Genomic DNA, 17,770 nt, shown 5'->3' with positions numbered 1-17,770 from the left:
TGGCGGAGGGGATGGGCCTGACGTCCAACCTTCTCTGGAGCGAGCCCTACAGGCCATAGCCCTCATGCCTTCCGAAATCTATGGCATTCAGTAAGCAGGCTGATCGCCGTTTCAAGTCGATCTGGCGTGGGTTGGGGCGGATTGCCATGCGTTGTGGTGCCAGGGGTTAGAGTCCAGCCGCCTTCGTCCATCACAATCCGTAGCCGCATGATCTGCTTTCCGCGCGTTCTCGCATCGGCGAGTCCGCGCCCGACCGACCAATACGCATGTTGGGCCATGATCCAGTTCTCGATCAACCGGACTAGGAACTCCCTTGGTGCCAGATGTCTCCAGGTATCGGTATCCCTGCGAGCTCGGGATAGCGGCAGTCTGTCCACACTCTCAAATCGATGCGCGTCCGTAGGTGCCTCAGCCAGACTGAAGGTTAATCCTCGAAGCAAAGCAGTCGCAAGGAGCGAAGGGTCGCGCGGCCGCCTTTGCAGTTCAGTCTCGAGGTTTCGCAGGAATGCAACCGGGTTTCCAACAAGCTTGGACGCCAAGACCCATTCTTCTGCGGACTTTGGAAGATCAGTGCCAGCATTGAGTTCTTCTAGGAAGGCTCTCGCAATTTGATGCGTCGTCATCGGTCCTTTGATCAACTTGCCGACGGTCCAATGGAACAGACCTTCAAGAGTGAGACGAAACAGTTGTCTGACCTGAAGCTCCCGCCATTGGTCAGATATCTCAGGGCGAAGCTTTGGGTCGCGCCAGGCCGCAGACAGGTCCGCCATACGAGCCCGCAGCGCGTCGGCCGTCGGCTCGGTCATCGCCAAATCTTGATGCGCGGCTGCAAGCAAGGCAATACCCTTACGGCGAACCTTTGAGGCGCGGTCGCCACCCAACCGCGAAAACATTATCTCGCGCTCCGCATCAGTAACATTGTCCAACGACCACAAGGCACCCCACCGAGAGGCATCTTCTCTAGATACGGTGACTGGCCCAAACTTGTTGAACGCTTCATGCGACAACTCGGCACGAATTGCATCCTCGAATTGGTCCAGAACTGGCTCGAGGTCGGGATCAGGCTGAAATACGCCAACTGCAGCCTCGACTGGCAGGAGCCACCCAAGTGTGCGCAAACTTGGCCCGTAGTTCAGCGGCGAGATTATGCCTGTCGACTCTCGTCTCATGTCCCTGCGCGCTTCCCATGCGGCACCGCCGAAGACGTACTTCGGTGTGGTCATGAGCTCCTGCATGGCCTGCCGACCGGGAAGATCACTCTGGGGATGGTTCAAGAATTGAGACCATGCGTAGATCGCCTCGATGCGATCTACAAAGTCACGCATCTGCTCATCTTCGGCACCTTTCAGCTTCGTTGACTGCACGATCATTCTGACCCTTCGCCAAGCCCACGCCATAACGATGTAAGGGCGGATATGCCGAGCCACGTTGTTCAGATCCGGAAGTACCTGATCCATCAAGTCAAAGTTGATTTGCCGCAGACCTAAAGGGTCGACGCCGCCAATGCCAATTTTTGTGGTCGCGACAAGACGCGCTTCTGTTTGCTGGCGAGCCTCACTAAGTAATTCCTCAAGTGAGAGCATCGTCAGCAATCCTTGTTGAGGATCAGACGGCCGCAGCAGTCACAGACCGCAACTCCGTCTGACTTCAATGCAGATCTCGCCGCCGCGGGAAGTAGAATGCGCTTGCGTGGGCAGGACTCTGTGGCTTCCTCCAGGATTGTAATCTTGGCAAAATCTGCCGGGCTCTGGAGCGCGCGCAACAGTTTCGGCCAATGGCGAGATTTTTTCAGGTTCTCAAAGCCCTCGTTTGGGGCTCGACCCGCGGCTGCGTCGAGGTAGGCCTTGATTTCCTCGCCCATGGTCATGGCGCATCGCGCCTTCTGGAGTTCGCCCACCAAGTCCACATGTGGATTGAGAACCGCAACAAACGCCGGAATGCAATCGGGATCGATGTTCATCGAGCTGATATCAACACCCCTTTTCACGAAGAACCGCCGCGACTTGATTGGGCCTGAACCCGGCTGGAGCGTACTGTAATAGAGTAAAGCAGAGGCTGCGATCATGTCAGCCTCCGGACCAGACAGGTCTGACACACGATAAAGAATTCGTTGCACCCATGATTGGACTTCATGCCGTTCGGGTCGCAGGCGATCTGTAAGGTAATGGGCTAAGGACAAGGCAATCGGCACAGCCGCTCCTCTCGCCGCGGGGTCGAGGATCACGTCCAGAAGCTCCGAAAAATGCCTTCGCGACTTCTCGTTCGCTCGCCGGATGGCGGATGTCCGGTCGCTCAACGCGTCGATATCATCCTCGTCGATGTCATCGCCCCCCGAGGCTGTTTCGTGCCATTGGCCGCGAATCTCGATGAAGCTGGACCGGATCATTGACAGCGCTCTTTGCCAGGCGAATTGCGGATCGCTCTCGACACCAGAGACTTGCGCCGACGAAAGATGAGCCGCGGCAAGGTCGCTCAAGGTCACAAAGGTTGGGCCCTTGGCGCTCGTCGCCCCGGCTTGCCCGGAACCGCCGACCGGCGCAATGACGGGCAGGCGGCGGGGATCTTCTTTGAACCAGGCGAGGATTGCAGCCACATCTTCGGGGGTCTCGGTTCCGCCGAGCATGGCGAGCAGTTTCGACGCCATCGCGCCGGTTCGCCGGACCAGTTCTAGGGTGACCGAAATGGAAAGGAATCCTTCCCAAATGAGGTCATCCTTTACCAGCCGCAAAACGAGGCGGCCTGTCTTGAGAGCGTCAAGTTCGAAGCCAGTGCCTGGCAGGCTGAATTTGCCCTGTTCATCGATCTCGATCTCCCCGACCTCAGCAGATCGAAGTGGGCTTCGCAAGCTAGCCTGCATCTTGCCTTGTCCGCGAGGCTTCAATATGCGGCCGACAACCGCGTCTCCTTCCAGTTTTGCATGTAAAACGCCGACTTCGGATCTATCATCCACCACTCCTTCTTCATCGAGCGCCAAGCGAGCGGGTGGAATTCCGGGGGATGATTGCCAGTAGACTTTGGCGTCCTGCTGAACCCTAAGGACGCTGGCTTCAATGTTATTGCCAAGGAGGCCGGCGTTGGTGGCGTTGGCACTCCCCGCCAGAAGGAGCCGCCCATTCCTACAGCGAATCTCCATGGTCTTTGCGTGTAACCTTCGGTGATCCCCGCCTAGGTGCATGAGCGTGACAGGTTCCCATTTCTGTTTCGCGGCATAGGGCCAAGGCTGAGTGACACCGCCGCTTACGCTACCGGAAGGGTGTGCGTGCAAGTGGATATCGCTGCAGCGACACATCGCAGAGAGCTTTTCGATGCCAGTACCATCGAGGTCGAAGTACGGTGATGCCACAGTGATACGCGTCGCACCGCCCAGCTCATCGGCATGAAGCGCGATTTGCTCGGAAATCGAGGTTTCAAGACTGTGCAACAGACGGAACTGGCCGTTGCGGTTGCCGCGTTCCGCAGCTTTTCGAAGGTCGGCCGCGATCTCTAGGCAGGTATTCGCTTCGGTCACTGTCACGGACCTCGACGTCGCCAGCCCCTCGAAGAAGTCCGCGGTGTCATCGAAGGCGTCTGCAGCAAAACTCGGATGTAGGTGTTCGATAACCTCGAGATTCCCACCCCACCCCGAGAACGTCAAATTTCCCGAGCCAACCAAGACGTGCGTGTCAGCGTCATTCGACAAAACACTGATTTTCGGGTGAAAGACACCTGGAAGGTTACAGACAACGGGCGAGATTTCATAGTCCCGACCCACCCGGCGCGCTCCCTCTTCACTAAGCGCCGCCCGAACTCCTTCGAGGTCGGACAAGATCAACGCGCCTCGTGCCCGCCCGCGAAGCAATGCGTCGAGGATAACTGCTTCGAAAAAGGACAGGCTGAGAGCGTAGGTCGTGAAGACCACCCGCGTCCACGGAGCGGATGAAACAAGATCAATTGGGTTCAAGGCGATCTATCCAACCATATGACGCTTTTGACCACAGTACTTCATCTCTGTTGGCCAGCCACGTCCATCCCGCTTAGTCTTGATAGCCGATCAAGGTTGAAGTTGGCAAAGGGCGCGGCACAAGCTGGCAAGACGCGACTACGAGGCCCAGTTCATTGATTCGACTGCAACAACGCCCCTTGCTTGGTTTCATGATTGACCCCTTTGGGAGGTCTGTCCGTGCAATGGTGCTGGACGGGGATCACATCAGGATCACGCGACGCGGTCAGATTACGACCGTGTCACTGCAGGCGCTGACACCTTCACCATCGAACGGACCTATCCCAACTGCCTCGACCACGTCTGGGCCTGCTGGGCGCACTTGGACAAGAAGCGCGCGTGGTTCGGCGACGGCCTGCAGCAGATGGATTTTCGTCCCGGCGGCGCAGAATCGAGCGGATTTCAGGATAGCATGGGGGAGCACGCCAACGAAACGCGCTACTTCGAGATCCAGGACCGGCGACGCATCGTGTTCGCCTATTCCATGGCGCTGAGCGGCCGGATTCACACCGTGTCGCTGGCGACAGTCGTATTTGCCGAGGCTGACGGCGGAACCCGGCTGACCTACACCGAACAGATGTGTGTCATCCCCCCTAGCGATGGCGTCGAGGGCCGCGAGCACGGCTGGAATGCCTTGCTCACAGCGCTTGAAGCCTACCTCGTCGGCGATACGCGGGCGAACGCATGACGCCAAGCTTGGGCGCATAGATCTGAGTCGACTTCGGCAGCCGCAGGACGTTGTGCAACTGTGCGCCAGTGCGACTCAGGCTCTGGCCACCTGCGCAGCGTTTGCCTCTTGGGCGTCCTGAAGGGACGTCTCCTGGTGATCGCCGATTCCGTTCAGCTTCTGCGGCAACGCCCGCAAGGATAGCGGTTTTGGCTGGCGCCGAGTCCTCTCGTCTTCTGCACGAGGCAAGCCCTATTTTACCCAAGGCCATCGACCGCTCCGCCTGATCGCCCATGATCTCATGGACGAAGACGTGATCCGGCTGCGCTACACGCCCGCCTAACCTTGTCGGTACCTCAGAACTGCGGTGCCGACTGATCAGAGTTTCCAACGGATTCGCTAAACTAGGCGTGAGTGGTCGTCCATTTAGATGAGGACGCCGCCACGCTTCTGAGCGCAACCTTGGGAAAATATCCTACCCAGCAAAGGCTACTTCCGATAGCATGGATGCGGAAGATAGAAGGCGGCCCAATTGCCTGTCTCCTTGACTAGATTTAGAGGGGAATCTCCTGGATCCGGCCTGACGCATAGAAAGCAACGGTCGACAAATGCGCATCGTGGGATGTGAGTGCGCACGTTCGGGGTCAGCCCGATGCGCAGTCGAATGAACCTGTAAGAAAAAAACAGCAGTCATGACGCAGTACCACCCAGCTGACCTCGGCGCATTGAGCGATTTGCTTTCCCTGAAAGCGGCTTGCAGCCGACGGCCGCTTTCGGTTGCCATCGATGGGCGCAGCGGCACTGGCAAATCGACGCTTGCTGCAGTCCTTGCTGCGGACTTGGGCGCGACGCTGGTCGAGGGTGACGACTTCTATGCCGGAGGAACGTCCATACGTGAGGAGCCTCCCGCCTGCCTGGTTCGCAGCTGCATCGATTGGGTACGACAGCGTGCCGTGCTTGAGAGCCTGCGCGCGGGTCATCGCGCCAGCTGGCGGGCATTCGACTGGGAGACGTTTGACGGAAGACTCCTCGACGAACCCACGTGCATTGAACCGAGGCAGATCATCATCCTCGAAGGCGTATACTCGGCTCGGCCGGAACTGGCCGATCTGATCGATCTTTCGGTATTGTTGAAGGTTGACGAACCTGTCCGGCAGGCTAGGCTTCTCGCCCGCGAAGGTGAGATGGGTGCCTGGGAGTACCAGTGGCAGGCTGCTGAGGACTTCTACTTTAAGGATGTCCGACCTGAACAACAGTTCGACGTTTTATTCACGGAGTCTGGTTTCACAGGCGCTGGCAGCGCTGCGGAGCGATAGAAACAATGATTATATGGATCGATGGACCGTTCGGCGCAGGCAAAACCACACTCGCCACAAGGCTGTGCGAAAAGCGGTCCGACCTCCTCGTTTTAGACCCTGAGGAAATCGGTTACGTCGTCAAGACGGTCGTGGCGATGCCACCTAGCGGAAACTATCAGGACCTGCCTTTTTGGCGTCGGCTTACAGTTCAGGCGATTGCCGAGCTACGCGATCATTATCCTCAGGACATTGCAGTGCCGATGACCTTGCTGAACCCAGCGCATCGCGACGAGATCTTTTCCGCTGTCCGATCGATCGATTCAAATTTCATTCATTTCTATTTGAGCGTCGACCGGGAGATATTGTGCGAACGTATCGTCGGGCAGAGCATGCATCCTGACGAGTCGAGAAATGAACAGATTCGAACCTGGCGGTTAGCGCAGGTGGAGTCCTGCCTAAGTGCTAACGCGAGCCTCACGCACGAGACCCGCATTCTTGACAGCGGCCGCCACGATCCCGACACGCTCGCTGATATAGTGTTGAGGGTGATGAAGCGTCTGCAATTCGCATCGCCGAAACTGCGCGAGGACCGGAGGTGCTCTGCCCCCTGATAACAGGACCGTTTGAAAGTGGAGTTTTCAGCTAACCTTCGCCGGCTGCGAGAGGAGCTGACGACAATGAAGGCGTCGAAGTTCACCGGGGCGCAGAAGGCGTTCAGCCTGAAGCAGGGCGAGGCTTGGCGAAGACGGGCCGGAAAGCGGATCAGGAACCGACCCACTCTCCTTTCGCGATCCATTTCAGTGCCGAGATCGATGGCATGAACATGTATTCTCCGCCGCGCAGCCGGTTGAAAGTGGTCACGCCGTTCACGCGGCGGCGAGCGGGTTCGTCGGGGATCGTGAACGTGCCCGGCTCTTCGTGCAGGCCCACGATCGGGTCGAGTTCTTCCCCGAGGTCGATGAAGTTGCCGCGGTTGATCCACTCCTGCTGCAGGAACTCGATCGTGTCATAGGCGCGCGCGCTGATGAAGATGAAGAAGAGCCCGCGGGCGTCCTTGCCGTCATCCGCGGCTGTGACATCGGATGTCCATTTGGGGCCGAAGGTCGAAGGGCGGCGGATGATGCGCTTGATGTTCACATCCGTCAGGATCGTCATGCTGCTGTCGCGCGGGTTCAGTCGGCGGATATGCGAAGAATAAGGGCAGAGCAGCCCCCTTGGGTCGTCCCTGAAGGTGAAATCGTTGTTGCGTTCGGGGTCGGCACCCAAGGCTTCGTCGTCGTGGTCGGGCGACAGAATCAGGGGGGCGCCGCTGCGCCAGCGGCCGACCATCTTGGCCGCGAGCAGGTGCTGAGCCTCCTCGCTCTCGGCATGTTCGCGCAGGAAGTCGTTGAAGGCGCCGACGCGGCTGTTGTACTTGCGCAGGACGACATAGGTTCCGTTGCGCCCCAGTTCCGGCGGTTGCGGCACGCCGAGAGGCTGGCCCGTCTCGCTGTTCTCGCCCAGGATGAACTCGCCCGCGGCGATGGCCGGGCCGTCGCCCGGCAGTGGGTCCACGCCGCTGCCCGCGATGTTGGGCTGGGCGATGGCATCACGGAAGCCGAAGGGATTCTCGGCATCCTCGTCCGCGCCGAACTCATGGGTGGCGACCAGCGTGACGCCGCTGGAGCGCTCAAGTTCGGCCATGGCCTTGCCCACGGCCTTGTCGCGCGCCGCCTCGTCGGCGGCGAAGATGGTCAACGCGATGTGCAGCGTGCCAGGCTTGAAGGGCTCCTCCCATGTCTCCGGTGCGTTCTCGCCGAAGTCGCGCAGCATCTCGGCCCGCGCGGCCATCCCTTGGCGGAAGGGCAGCGGAAAGCTCGACAGCGACTCCTCGGGCAGGCCGAGCGCCTTCAACCCCTCGTGGCTGATTGCCACGCCGACCCAGGATTCCATCTCGTTGGTCCAGTCCTCGGCCGAGGGGACGTGCTCGGCCAGGCGGCCCAGCAGGTCGCGCCCGCCACTGGCATCGTCCACATGCAGCATCGCATGGATGCCTACATATGGCTCCGGGCGCGACCGCAGGATCAGGCCCTGGATGTCGTCAAGCTGCAGCTTGACCCGGTCGCGGCGGAAGCGTTTGCGGAGGCTGGAGAGCAGGGCCATCAGTAATCCACCCCCTCCGGCTGGGACATCTTGTCGAGGAAGGCTTTCAGCGCCTTCGGGCCGCTGTTGTCGAGGTCGGTTCCGGCCACCTCGTCCATCATCTCGTTCACGGCCTTTTCCATGCGCTGCAGGCGGCGCACATCCACGACCGTCACCTGCGGGTTGGCGACGAACCAGCCGGCGGCGTCGATCTGGTGCCTAGCGATGAAGTCCTTGACCGACGGGTCGGCAATGCCCGGCCAGCCCTCGACCGACTGGAAGAGCAGGTCCATCAGTTCGGGGATCTTGGTCGCGAAATCGTTGATATAGGCGTCCCAGTCGCCGTCATAGGTGGTGGCGAACAGGATCTTTGTGTCATTGTCGAAGAAGACGAAGCGCATGTCGTGCAGCGTCGAGACGCGCTGCGCCCCATCGAAGTTGCCGTTCGTCAGGTTGAAGATGCGGCGCAGCCGCTCGGCCCCGCCGGGCTTCAGCGTGGCGAAGGCGGTCAGTTCCGACACGTTGCCCGACTGTCGCCCGGCCCGCCCGGCGGTCTGCGACGTGCCCTTCAGTTCCGGATTGTGGCGGTGGACCATGGCTTCGAGCGCGATCTTGGCCAGTTGCGGCGCATCGCTCGCGACCTCCTCGATCTTGCGCCGGATTTCGGCCAACCTGCTTTCATCCTCCAGCCGCGGGTCGGGGCCGGTCTGGACCGGGCCGGCGCTCGCGCCTTCGGGCTTGTCTTTCGTCTCGTGCTTCTGGGCCATTGCACGGCTCCTTCTGGCTTGCTGGACCGGGCGCGGTCGTCAGTCGGGGATCTCGTCGAGCGTTGCCGGCTCATGCCGCTCGACAGCGTTGAGTTCGTGGCGACGCAGCGTCGATGCCGCGTAGGCGGCCCGCCGGATGCGGTTGATCGAACCCAGCGGCTGGTGCGCCTCGACGCACTGCCACGGGTTGAAGTGCAGCACGTCGTCGCCATAGACGCGCCGCGCGGGCGAAAAGGCGTCCTGCGCCTCGAAGGTCAGGCTCGCCAGTGACTGCTGGGGCGAGGACTCCTCGTCCCACTGCACGGCCGCATTCTCGATGGGCATCCTGTCGAGGTCAGTCGCAAGCTGGACGCGCAGCATGTATTCGGCGCCCTGGTCGCGGAAGAAGTCCACCACCAGGTCGCGCATGGTCGAGAAGTCCACGTCCTTGATAATCCTGCCCGTCAGCGCGCGGACATTCTTGGACGCGGGCGCGAGCGAAATCTTGCCGATGTAGTCGCCAAAACGCAGCGCGCCCTGGGTGTGATAGGTTTCGCCCAGCAGATTGGCGTTGTCGCGCGCTAGCCCCTGCAGGGTTGCCCCGGGTTCGCGGCCGAAGACTTCGACGACGTCCTCGGCTCCCCGAGCGGCGGCCGCGACCAAGCGCTGGAAGAAGTCTGGGGCGCTTGCATTCTTTTCCAACAAGCCCAGCATCTTCTTGTATTTCTGCACCGTCCCGAAAGCGAGAACGGGAAAGTTGACCATCAGGAAGTCCTGGTTCCGGCCCGGCTCCTCTCCGGCAAGGCGCGCGCCCGGGACGTCCAGGATCTTGATCGCAAAGCCACGGGGGGCGGGGACCTCGTCGCTGTGGATGTCTCCGGGCGCCGATGACAGGCGGGCGATTACGTCATAGGTGGCGGGTTCGGCAAAGATGCCCTGACGCAGATGCGCGGGCAGGTCGTCATGGACCCTCAGCCTGCCCTTCAGGAAACCGTGGCTTTTTGCATGGGCGTCCCGGATTGCGTGGCGGTGGCGGTCGAATGCAGCCAGGTTGGCCGCGCCCATCTGCGACACGATCTCGTCGGTCAGCCGCGCCTCGTCGGGTTGCAGGACCTCCAGATCCGGGGACCACCTGGCATAATCAATATCCATTGCGACTCCGTTTGCGTTCCGCTGCCGATCGGCTTGCGAGATCAAGGGCGGACCTGTCACCGTTTGGCCGCCTAACGCGACACCCATCGGAAAGTTCATATCGACGCCGCGTCACGTCCTGCCTGCTTCAAGGCCGCAGGACCTGAGTTTCCTGTTCTTGCGCTTGCCGCGATTTGCGCCCGTCCGGCCGTGACCTTCTCTGGCGCGAGGCAAGGGCTGGCCGACGACGCGACGCGCCTTCAGCAGGGGCAAGGCGCCTCTCCGGCCGCAGGGCGGCAGAGCCGGCACCTTTGCCCCGCTCCCGACGTTATGGTGGCGCGCAAGGGCGATCTCGGCCATCCATGCGGAAGCGGCGATAAACTACAAGGATCCTCATGACCTCGATCTCTTCCGACCTGCCCCCTTCGATGCCCGCCAGACGCCGGTCCCGGGTGCTGCCCTATGTTGTCCTGCTGATCCTGGCGGCCCTTGTCGCGGGGTTGGTATGGTACGCCACCCGCCCCGTCGCCATGCTGGTGCAGGGGGAGGCCGAGGCGCCACGGGTCGATGTCAGCGCCCGCGTGCCCGGGCGCGTGGTCGAACTGGGCGCCGATGTGGGCGACAGGGTCGAGCAAGGGACGCTGCTGGTGCGGCTGGAAAACGCGCAACTGACCACAAACCTGGGCGCCGCCCAGGCCGCACTGGTGGTGGCGCAGCGCAATGAGACCGCCATCGGCGCCACCCGGCCCGAAATCATCCGCGCCCGCGAGGCCGAATTGGCCGCGGCCGAGGCCGACCTGCAACTGGCGCAGGAAGCCGCGACCCGCGATCGGGCGCTGGAACAGCGCGGCGTCCGCTCGCAGGCAGTTATCGAGCAGAGCGCCCGCAACCTTGCCGCGGCCGAACGCAAGGTCGAGGCCGCGCAGGCGCAGCTGGACCTGGCCCGTGTCGGCGCCAGCCCCGAGGAGCGCGCCGTGGCCGCGGCCCAAGTCGATCAGGCGGGCGCCGCGATTGGGCAGGCCGAGGCCAATATCGAAGAACTGAACGTCACCGCCCCGCAAAGCGGCCAGGTGACCGGCCGCATGGTTGAACTGGGCGAGAACGTTGGCGCGGGCGCGCCCCTGTTCACCATCGTCGATCTGGACCGGACCTGGTTCACCTTCAACATCCGCGAGAACCTGCTGGGTGGTCTGAAGGTGGGCGACCGGCTGCGGGTGCAGGTGCCGGCGCTGGATGCGGAGGTCGATGCGACGGTGACGCTGATCAATGCGCAGGGCGATTTCGCCAGCTGGCGGGCGACCCGCGCGACGGGTGATTTCGACCTGCGCAGCTTCGAGGTCCGCGCCGCCCCCGCCACGCCGGTTCCGGGGCTCCGCCCCGGCATGTCCGCCCTGATCCGGCCGGCGGAGGCAGAGGGCGAATGAGCGGTCTCGTCACGGCGATCCGGCGCGAGTTCCGGCTGATCCGCCGCCGCCCGGCGCTGATCGGCTTGACGGTGCTGCTGCCCCTGGCTCTGTGCGTCCTGTTGGCCTTTGTCTTCCGCTCCGGGGTTGCCACCAACCTGCCAGTCGCCGTGGTCGATCTGGACCGCTCCAGCCTCTCGCGGCAGGTAGTGCGAATGCTGGACGCCACCCCTGACGTCGAGGTGTCCGCCCGGGCGGACAGCCTGCCCGAGGCGCGCTCGCTGATCCTGTCGGGCCAGGCGCGCGGCGCGCTGCTGCTGCCCGCGGGCTTCGAGCGCGACGCGCTGCGCGGCGCCCGGCCCGAGGCGGTGATCTTCTACGACAACCAGCACATGAGCGCCGGGTCGGTCGTCGCCCGCGGCGCCCGCAATGCCGTCACCGCCGCTTCGGGGAGCCTCAGCGTCAGCCTGCGCGAAGCGCAAGGGGCCGGTTCGTTGCAGGCCACGGCGGCGGCCCAGCCCGTGCCGCTGCAGACGCATGCCCTGTTCAACCCTGCCCTCGACTATGTCGACTTCCTGTTGGCGGCGCTGATGCCGGCGGTGATCCAGCTGATGGCTGCCGCCGCAACCACCTATGCGGTATCGCTGGATTTCGGCCCGGGCCGCCACGCCCGCGTCCTGCCACGGCTGGCAGGCGGGTTATTGCCCGCAATGCTGGGCAAGCTGCTGCCATATACCTTCCTGTTCATGCTGATCCTCGGCATCTCTGACGTCGGGCTTTACGGGTGGCTCGGGGTGCCGCTTCGCGGCTCGCTGCTGCTGATGGGGGTGGGGGCAGCGCTGTTCATCATTGCCTGCCAGCTGATCGGGGCGCTTTGCTTCCTTCTGACGCGCGATTTCGCCCGCGCGATCAGCTTCGTGGGCGTGATCCTGGCGCCAGCGCTGGGTTACATGGGCATCGGCTTCCCGCGCGAGGCGATGCCGCCCCTAGCGCAGGCGTGGTCCGCGCTGATCCCCGGCACTTGGTATATCCAGTTGCGCATCGACCAGTCGCTGCGCGCGACCCCCATGGATCTGTCCGTCTGGCCTGTCCTTTACCTTCTGGCGATTGCCGTCGCACTGGGATTGATCGTGCTGCTGCGCCTTGACCGGATGCGATCAGGGCTTGCTCCCGCCACGGCGCGCAGGGCGAGGAGGACGGCATGAAGGCGATCCTGCGCGCGCTGCGGGCCGAGCTTGCGGGGATTTTCGGCGATCCGCAGATCCTGTCGGTGATGATGGTGTCGCTGGCGATCTATGCGCTGATCTATCCCTATCCTTACCGGCCCGAACTGCTGCGCGAGGTGCCGGTGGCGGTGGTCGATCTGGATAACTCGGCCGGCTCGCGCCAGCTTGCGCGCGACATCGACGCCAGCGAAGCGGTGGCCGTCGTCGCCCGCCCGCCGACCATGGCAGAGGCCGAGCGGCTGGTCCACGAACGCCGCGCCTATGGCATCCTGCTGGTGCCGCAAGGCTTCGAGCGCGAGTTGCTGCGCGGCCGGCAAAGCCCCATCGCCATCTATGCCGACGCGAGCTACTTCCTGATGTATCAGAAGGCGCTGACCGGCATCGCCGGGCCCGCCCGCACCACCGGCGTGCAGGTGCAGGTCGCGCGCCAACTGGCCACCGGCACCAGCCGCACCGAGGCCCTGTCGGGCGCCAGCCCCATCGCACTGGTCGAAGTGCCGCTGTTCAACCCGGCCGGCGGCTATGCCACCTACATCCTGCCCGCGGCCTTCGTGCTGATCCTGCAGCAGACAATGATGATGGGCCTTGGCCTTGTCGCCACGCGCCGTGCGCCCTCGGCCGATCCGCTGCCGTGGCGGATGCTGGGCCGGGCCGGGGCGTGGCTGGGCCTCTATGCGCTGCTGCTGCCGATGTATCTGGTCGTGCTGCCTTGGGCCTATGGCCTGCCCTGGCTAGGCCATCTGCCGGCGCTGGCGATGCTGGGGGTGCCTTTCGTGCTGGCGGTCGGGTTCCTTGCGCAGGCCGTGGCCGCCGTGCTGCGGCGTGCCGAGATGGTGCAGATGGTGCTTCTGTCCTTGGGGATGCCGCTGTTTTTCCTGTCAGGCTTCTCCTGGCCCATCGAGTCGCTGCCGCTCCTGTTGCGAGCCGCCGCTCAGGCCATTCCCAGCACCGCGATGATCGAGGGCTATGTCCGCAGCGCCCAGATGGGGGCCGGACTGGCCGAACTGGCGCCCCTCATCCGCCAGCTCTGGCTTCTCGCGTTTGCCTATGCGGGACTCACCCTTCTGTTGCGCTTGGGCGCAAGCGGCTCGCGGCTTTCCGCAGCCCGGCCGGAAGTTCGGTCGCAGGAGGCGGGGGACGCCTTGTGAGGGCGTGCACGGAGGCAGGCGTCAATGGCTGGGGCACGGCCGATCCTGGCGCGGCCATGATCTCGGGACCAGCCGACGCCCAGGTCACCAGGCCCATAATTTCCATTGCAATTTGCCCCATGTCACCCTTCCCCGAAGCGGAGAGCGGAGGGGTTTTACGGTGTGATCCACATGGGACTTTTGAACATGATCCGGAAGCTGCGGCTGCGGGAGAAGCTGCCGATCCGCGAGATCGCGCGGCGCACCGGCCTGTCGCGCAATACGATCAAGAAGTATCTGAACTCAGGAACGATCGAGCCGTCCTTTGCCACGCCGGCTCGGCCAAGCAAGCTTGCGAAGTCGCCGGTTCGTCCGACGGGACGACGTTCCGGCACGCCGATTAGCGTAGTTTGATCATGCCTCCGCCAGCATCTCGAAAAACCCGCCATCCTCGCTGGGCCTTGGGTCCTCCTTGAGATCGAAGATCACCCCTCCATCCACGGCGCGCCATTCCGAGGTGATCCCTACGCTCTGCGCGGACCGCCGCACGGTGATGATGATCGGCGCCTTCGATACGAGTCTCGCCTGCATGACTGCTTCAGAGCCGCGAAGATAGCGGACATGAGCCCAGAGGGTGAAGCGGTCCTCCCATCCCTGGATCAGCATGCCGTCGGGATCGCGGATTATCACCGCCTGCTGGAAGGTGACACGCCGATCGAGCTGCCCCGCGTCCATGTTCACAGCCGGACCCTGCGATACGGCGCCAGCAGCGCCTCGATGGCGAAGGGCAAGGCGGTGCCTGTGCCCGTCACCTGCCGATGCTCGTACCATTGAGTGACCAGCAGCAGCATGGCCTGGCGGATGGCGGCCGGCACATCGGCGGGAGCACCATAGCCCGCGGTGAAGGTGATCGCGGCGGGCCGGCCGAAGCCGGAGATCGGCCGCAGCAGCGGGTGCTGATCCTGCAGGGCGAGCTCATGGATCAGCTCGCCCCCTTCCGCGTCGGTGAACACGGCGCTGCTGATCACGGTATCAGGAAACGGTAGCCGGATATGCCCGGTGACCGTGGCCAGCTCCGCGCGCCAGGTCTGGGTGACGAGGCACCGGCCGAGGATCCCGGCCGGGCCGTCGAGCCAGGCGGTAGCGGCGTCGACGTAGTGCTGGAGCAGCAGATCCTCGTCATCATGCTCAACGCGGGCCTGCGCCTTGGCCTCGCACAGCGTGATCGGCTGGGCGACAGGCGGGCTGACGAGAACCAGCCGCATCACTCGTTGCCCTTGCCGTAGACGGCGCGATCGACGCCCTGGCCGATGAAGTCGGCCTCATCGGGACGCACTCGCTTGGGGTCGTTCCAGTCGATGGCGTTCTGCACGGCCGAGGTGCCTTCGCGCGGATTGGCGTCGACGCTCTCGTGGCTCACATCAACCGCATCCGTGACCCCGGGTTCGATGATCGCGCCGGACGCTTCCTCCAGCCCCACCGCAGGTGCCGGATCGGCGACGCCGTGGGTATCGTTCTCGATCACGGTCGCATCGGCTTTCGACGCAGCTTCGTTCTTCTTCACAGCCATGGTGGGCTCCATTCGGACAAGGGTGGAGCCCGGCGCAAACGCCGGGCCGCTGGGTCAGGCTGCGGCCATCCTGAGGACCCGCAGCATCTCGGGATTGAGCAGGCCTCCGCCCACGCGCTTGGTGGTGTAGAAGTGGACATAGGGCTTGTTGGTGAAGGGATCGCGCAGCACCCGCACACCGGTGCGATCGACGATCAGGTAGCCGCGGCGGAAGTCGCCGAAGGCCAGTGGCATGGCTCCGGGTGCGACGTCCGGCATGGCCGCCATCTCGGTCACGGGATAGGCCAGCACGTTCTGCGGCTGCCCTTCGGTAAAGGAGGGCTGCCAGAGGTAGTTGCCTTGGCCGTCCTTGAGCTTGCGGATGCTTGCGAGCGTGTTGCGGTTGGCGACCAGACGGGCGTTCTGTGCCGCCTGACCGGGGAGCGAGTAGACCAGGTCGATCAGCTCGTCGGCGGTGATCGCCGTCGCACTCTCGGCGGTGATGGTCGGGATCGCCCCCCAAGGGTGGGCAGTCGCCTTCGATCCACCCTCGGCATAGGTCAGGACCCCCGAGGGCTTGTTGACGCCGTCACCGGCCACGAAGGCGATGCCCTCCTGGTAGGCGAACTCCGCCTCGATCTCGCTGGCGATCCACTGCTCGAGGTTGATCGCGGCATCATCGAGTATCTGCTGGGTGGCGCCCGGGTTGGCGTAGATCTCGCCCGGGGTGTAGTCGAGATGCCCGAAGGTCGGCGTGCTGGTCTGCGGCCGGGGAGCCGTCTCGCCGACCCAGCCCGAGCCGAAGCCCTGCGCCGAGAAGAGCTTGCGGAAGCCTGCACCGGAGATCGTCTGCACCGAGGCGATCTGGCGCATGGGCGAGACCTCGACCAGCTTGTCGGTGATGGTGCGGTCCCATTCGATCGGCGCCAGGTAGCCGCCCTCGGCATCGGCGCCCTTGTTCAGCGCGGCCGAGACCTCGCCCTTGCGGAAGTGGGCCCGGAAGGCGTCGGTGTAGGCGGCATCAACGGGACCGGGTGCGCCAGCCGTGCCGCCGATGCGCAGGGCGGCGATCTGCGCGGCCTGCGTGTCCATGGCCGCCTGCAACTCGCCCACGGCCGCATTGATGCGATCGACTTTCTCAGCCCGGACCACATCCTCCTGGCCTTTCCTGAGGGCGGCCAGCTGGTCGCTGTGTTCGGCCTTGAAAGCCTCGAAGCTCCGTTGCAGCTCGGCGAAGATCTGCTTCGGATCGCCACTGGCGTCCGCGCGCACATCGACGATCCCGCGCGTCAGCGCAGGGTGGGACATCATGGTCATGGGATTTCCTCTCAGGTGAGCGTGGAGATGAGGGACCGCGCGAGGGCGGTCCAACCCTCGTCAGCGCGCGGCGTGACGGATGCGGCAGCGCCGGGCGTGCCGCGGATCTCGGTCCGATCCGCACGGCGTTCCGACCGGGAGATGTTCTGCTTTGCGAGCAGGCTGTCGATGCGCTTGAGCGCGCTCGGACCGTTGCCGCTGGCCTCGGTCTCGACCACGTCGGCTGTAAGGAAGCCGTCCGCGAGCCCGGCGTCGATGGCCTGCGCTCCGCTGAACCAGGTCTCGGCATCCATCCAGGCGGCGGCGACATCCGGATCGACGCCGGCCTTGGCGGCGTAGACCTCGGCCATGGCCGCATCGAAGGGGATCATGGTCTCGGCCGCCGCGGCCAAGTCGTGGCGGTTGCCGATGGCGACCACCCAGGCATTGTGGAGCATCAGGAATCCGGCACGGCCGATCTGGACCTCGTCGCCGGCCATGGCGATCACCGAGGCGGCGGAGGCGGCAAGCCCGAGGATGCGGACCGTGACCTTGCGTGGGTCCTCGCGCAGCAGGTTGTAGATCGCCACGCCCTCGAAGAAGTCGCCGCCGGGGCTGTTGAGGTCGACCGTGATCTCGTCGGCGGTGATCGACCGCAGGGCCGCGGCGATGCGGTTGGCTGTCACGCCGTCGCCAGTCCATCCGTCCGCACCGATCACGTCGAGCATGCTGATGAGGTTGGTGGCACTGGGGTTGTCAGAGCGGAGACCAGCGGTCCAATGCGTCATGACTTCGCCATCGGGTTCACTCGGCGCAAGCGCGGCGGGGCGGCTTACGCTCAGCTTAGGCAGGTGGCGTAAGGTCATGGATGTTTCTTCCTCTGTTTGGGACGGGCGTGAGCAGCCGTGGCGGCCACTCCGGGTCACAAGGTCGGTCAAGGGGGGCTAGGCGCGCGCGGATGTACCCGGCTCTGATGATGTGACCGCCCCCCCGACGGCTTCGCTGTGCCAGGGTGGGTCTGGGACGATCCACAGAGGGGAGAGGTCATGTCGGAGATTACCACGATCGGGCTCGATCTTGCGAAGCATGTGTTTCAGCTTCACGGGGCCGACGCTTCTGGGCGAGCGGTGCTGCGCAAGAAGCTTCGGCGGGACCAGGTGCTGGCGTTCTTCAGCCAGCTACCATCCTGCGTCGTCGTGATGGAGGCGTGCGGTGGCGCCCATTTCT

16 protein-coding genes and 2 pseudogenes are annotated in these 17,770 nt (G+C 63.7%); 8 read left to right on the top strand and 10 right to left on the bottom strand.

The window, feature by feature from the left end; translation table 11 throughout:
* Positions 1-62: 62 nt before the first annotated feature.
* Positions 63-1,583, bottom strand: coding sequence for a hypothetical protein (locus tag BU28_RS0116500; protein ID WP_036763211.1), 1,521 nt, complete (start codon positions 1,581-1,583; stop codon positions 63-65).
* A gap of 2 nt (positions 1,584-1,585) precedes the next feature.
* Positions 1,586-3,940 (bottom strand): phospholipase D-like domain-containing protein, encoded by a 2,355-nt coding sequence (locus BU28_RS0116495; protein WP_028720435.1) that lies wholly within the window; start codon positions 3,938-3,940, stop codon positions 1,586-1,588.
* A 307-nt stretch (positions 3,941-4,247) separates the two neighbouring features.
* Here BU28_RS0116495 and BU28_RS23445 point away from each other — a divergent pair, with 307 nt between their 5' ends.
* The 3 genes from BU28_RS23445 (at position 4,248) to BU28_RS0116480 (ending at position 6,555) form a co-directional block, all read left to right on the top strand.
* Positions 4,248-4,667 (top strand): SRPBCC domain-containing protein, encoded by a 420-nt coding sequence (locus tag BU28_RS23445; protein ID WP_081791436.1) that lies wholly within the window; start codon positions 4,248-4,250, stop codon positions 4,665-4,667.
* A gap of 671 nt (positions 4,668-5,338) precedes the next feature.
* Positions 5,339-5,962, top strand: a complete 624-nt coding sequence (locus BU28_RS0116485) for a uridine kinase family protein (protein ID WP_018000053.1) — start codon at positions 5,339-5,341, stop codon at positions 5,960-5,962.
* Positions 5,963-5,967: 5 nt separating this feature from the next.
* The gene (locus tag BU28_RS0116480; RefSeq protein ID WP_028720434.1) at positions 5,968-6,555 is read left to right on the top strand and encodes an AAA family ATPase; all 588 of its coding nucleotides are present in this window, start codon (positions 5,968-5,970) and stop codon (positions 6,553-6,555) included.
* Positions 6,556-6,706: 151 nt separating this feature from the next.
* Here BU28_RS0116480 and BU28_RS0116475 read toward each other — a convergent pair whose 3' ends face one another.
* The 3 genes from BU28_RS0116475 to BU28_RS0116465 are packed head-to-tail and all read right to left on the bottom strand — an operon-like array spanning position 6,707 to position 10,062.
* Entirely contained in the window at positions 6,707-8,086 is a 1,380-nt protein-coding gene (locus tag BU28_RS0116475; RefSeq protein ID WP_028720433.1) for a Dyp-type peroxidase, read from the bottom strand.
* Complete coding sequence (locus BU28_RS0116470; RefSeq protein WP_051578268.1) at positions 8,086-8,832, bottom strand: hypothetical protein; 747 nt, start codon at positions 8,830-8,832, stop codon at positions 8,086-8,088. The genes BU28_RS0116475 and BU28_RS0116470 overlap by 1 nt, the downstream gene beginning before the upstream one ends.
* A gap of 39 nt (positions 8,833-8,871) precedes the next feature.
* Complete coding sequence (locus tag BU28_RS0116465) at positions 8,872-10,062, bottom strand: catalase family protein (protein ID WP_198945008.1); 1,191 nt, start codon at positions 10,060-10,062, stop codon at positions 8,872-8,874.
* Between the two features lie 275 nt (positions 10,063-10,337).
* On the opposite strand from BU28_RS0116465, the gene BU28_RS0116460 reads away from it, so the two are divergent.
* The 4 genes and pseudogenes from BU28_RS0116460 to BU28_RS24900 form a co-directional block, all read left to right on the top strand.
* A complete protein-coding gene (locus BU28_RS0116460; protein ID WP_198945009.1) occupies positions 10,338-11,366 on the top strand; it encodes an HlyD family secretion protein in 1,029 nt (342 codons plus the stop codon).
* Positions 11,363-12,550 carry an ABC transporter permease gene (locus tag BU28_RS0116455; RefSeq protein ID WP_028720429.1) on the top strand — a complete coding sequence of 396 codons (1,188 nt, stop codon included), beginning with the start codon at positions 11,363-11,365 and terminating at the stop codon, positions 12,548-12,550. The genes BU28_RS0116460 and BU28_RS0116455 overlap by 4 nt, the downstream gene beginning before the upstream one ends.
* Positions 12,547-13,719 carry an ABC transporter permease gene (locus BU28_RS23440; RefSeq protein ID WP_051578267.1) on the top strand — a complete coding sequence of 391 codons (1,173 nt, stop codon included), beginning with the start codon at positions 12,547-12,549 and terminating at the stop codon, positions 13,717-13,719. Before BU28_RS0116455 ends, BU28_RS23440 begins: the two co-directional genes overlap by 4 nt.
* A gap of 171 nt (positions 13,720-13,890) precedes the next feature.
* Positions 13,891-14,052 (top strand): annotated as a pseudogene (locus tag BU28_RS24900) (helix-turn-helix domain-containing protein); the annotation flags it as partial.
* A 60-nt stretch (positions 14,053-14,112) separates the two neighbouring features.
* Here the strand turns inward: BU28_RS24900 and BU28_RS0116440 are convergent.
* Genes BU28_RS0116440 through BU28_RS23430 form a run of 5 tightly spaced genes read right to left on the bottom strand, consistent with a single transcriptional unit; the run spans position 14,113 to position 17,409 of the window.
* Positions 14,113-14,433, bottom strand: a complete 321-nt coding sequence (locus tag BU28_RS0116440; protein WP_036763209.1) for a phage head closure protein — start codon at positions 14,431-14,433, stop codon at positions 14,113-14,115.
* A 2-nt stretch (positions 14,434-14,435) separates the two neighbouring features.
* On the bottom strand, positions 14,436-14,963 hold the full coding sequence (locus BU28_RS0116435) for a head-tail connector protein (protein WP_036763198.1): 528 nt from the start codon (positions 14,961-14,963) through the stop codon (positions 14,436-14,438).
* On the bottom strand, positions 14,963-15,268 hold the full coding sequence (locus tag BU28_RS23435; RefSeq protein WP_036763195.1) for a hypothetical protein: 306 nt from the start codon (positions 15,266-15,268) through the stop codon (positions 14,963-14,965). Before BU28_RS23435 ends, BU28_RS0116435 begins: the two co-directional genes overlap by 1 nt.
* Before the next feature lie 54 nt (positions 15,269-15,322).
* Positions 15,323-16,564: a phage major capsid protein gene (locus BU28_RS0116425; RefSeq protein WP_028720426.1), complete on the bottom strand. Its 1,242-nt coding sequence runs from the start codon at positions 16,562-16,564 to the stop codon at positions 15,323-15,325.
* A gap of 11 nt (positions 16,565-16,575) precedes the next feature.
* On the bottom strand, positions 16,576-17,409 hold the full coding sequence (locus tag BU28_RS23430) for a head maturation protease, ClpP-related (RefSeq protein WP_036763193.1): 834 nt from the start codon (positions 17,407-17,409) through the stop codon (positions 16,576-16,578).
* 180 nt (positions 17,410-17,589) lie between these two features.
* Between BU28_RS23430 and BU28_RS0116415 the strand changes: the two are divergent.
* Positions 17,590-17,770, top strand: a pseudogene (locus BU28_RS0116415) (IS110 family transposase); the annotation flags it as partial.

This window comes from Paracoccus yeei ATCC BAA-599, assembly GCF_000622145.1.
GTDB lineage: Bacteria > Pseudomonadota > Alphaproteobacteria > Rhodobacterales > Rhodobacteraceae > Paracoccus > Paracoccus yeei.
This window is presented reverse-complemented; position numbering and strand designations above follow the sequence as displayed.